Below are 2075 nucleotides of genomic sequence, written 5' to 3' on the forward strand. Positions count from 1 at the left end.
TCAACCACCTTTATTTACGGAGGAAAGCAGGGGGATAGTTCTCCAGGCGTGGTGACCGATAATCACGCAATAGTTCTCTCGTCCAGCGGAGACGAGACATACTCCGTTATTGAGGATACTGTCACCAACAAGAACGAAGATGGGTCTCCGGGCGGTGTTCCTGACGGGTACGATCCACATAAATCATCAAGCGAAGAGACTTCGCCAAGCACCTCGGACGGCGGTACTTCGGCGCCAACGGCTGCATTGCCTATGTACAACAACACAAGTCCAGATGTAGCCAGTATGACAGACTATGCTATAACCTGGACCAGCGGGCAGTATAGAGGCGACAAGGCAGAGCACTTTAACTCGGATTACCCTTACTCTGACAAGAATAACTGCGCCAATTTCGTCTCACAGGTTCTGCATGCCGGCGGGTGGAAGTATGACGACGGATTTATTCCAAAAAATACGGCTAACTGGGCTCCGAATCTATCTGGTCCCGGAGGCCCATCTTGGACGTGGGTGAACGCCGCATATCAGTATACGTACGTACGTAACGGGTCTTATGGCTATCTGGACAACATCTGGAACGCTAAACCAGGAGACTTACTCTACGTAGACTGGGAGGGTGATGAAGAAATTAACCACGTCACGGTCGTTACAGGCACGACGCCGGAAGGCGACCCATCAATTACCCAGAAATCGATAAACAGGTCGAACATCTCCCTTCATCACTTGATCTGGCTGGCAGAGCAGGAGGGAATGGATGCGGATGACTTCATTTGATACGGCCTCCAACGTCAACAGCAGTGAGATCCATGTCATATTGAGTAATGTCGGCATGCATCTTGGAGTGGAGTATAAAATTTGTCCGCAACAATGACGGAACGGATCGTCTTGGTAGTACTCGGGGCTCTGACGATTATCGCGGCTGTTGCACCTTGGGTGTGGAACCGCAGTGACGGTCTCAGAAACTCTATATTTAAACGGCTCGTAATATCGCTGTTGGCGACGATAGCTGTTGCATATGCCTGTTTGTGGACACAAGCCGACGCTCACACCCACACCATAACCCCGTCTGGTAAGCATGCGATATGCGGGGGAGGGTATCTTTATATGTTGGACTCCCGCCTCGAACGGCTTGAAGGATTCTCCCATGAATGCATCGTCCAGAGTCGGATTGCTATCGCAGTAATCTTGTCGATAATTATAGCAATTATTGGGCTGGAGTATCTCATGCTGCGCAGATTCATTAATGGAGGTCGTCAGCACATCAAGACATCCTAGCGCGCGAGCCAAAGTTCCATCCTCGCAGGGGGCGGCGAAGTCATAGGGTGGAGTTGTGGGTGTGTTGGTGGGAGTGCGGCGCAGTCCCTGGGGTGACGATGGATGATGTTCAGAAGATCCTTCGTCACGAGGGGCTGCGCCGCCATGCCATCTTCCCCTACCGGCACCGCCTGGCAGTCCACTCAGAACAACAACCATGAAAACTCGAGGCTATGGCTGGAATTAAACAAAATGGCATTCTGGGGCAGTTGCTGCGGGATTCCTGGTTGGCGTTTACGGAGGGTCTGCTATAAGATAGTCTCATGCAGATCGACATGACGAACGAGGAACGGGACATCCTCATTAGGTGGAAGAAGCGTTCGGATACCTACAAGCTGGTGAGAATGAAGGCGGAGGCGATTGTGTACGCTGCCCGCGGCGTTGGCCTGGATATTATCGCGGAGATGGTCGAGCGGGCCGAGGAGACGGTACGCGAGTGGCTGTCGGAATGGCGGAGATACAGGCTGAGCTCCGTGGTAACCGGTCACGCTGGCAACGAGAACGCGGCAAAGCTCAAGAGGGCGCAGAAGGAGGAGCTGGAGGAGATTCTTGGTAAACCGCCGTCGGAGGCAGGCGTCAAAGCCGGCTTCTGGGACGTCCCGGCCCTTAAGGACGTCGTGCAGATCAAGTTCGGCGTCGAGTACAGGTCCGAGTCCTCCTACCGGCTGCTCATGCGCTTTCTGGGCATGAGCTTCAAGCTCCCCGACCCGTTCGACAAGCGCCGCGATGAGAAGGCCATCGCCAGGCGGATGGCCGAGATCCGG

General features: G+C 53.9%; 2 protein-coding genes. Both read left to right on the forward strand.

The window, feature by feature from the left end:
• Window positions 1–771, forward strand: a 771-nt coding sequence (locus ACO5R6_RS07595) for an amidase domain-containing protein (RefSeq protein ID WP_485626573.1), incomplete at its 5' end; no start/stop codon positions are given.
• Window positions 772–1574: 803 nt separating this feature from the next.
• The coding region (locus ACO5R6_RS07600; protein WP_485626574.1) for a winged helix-turn-helix domain-containing protein at window positions 1575–2075 on the forward strand (501 nt) is incomplete at its 3' end.

The organism is Shuttleworthella sp., assembly GCF_057251025.1.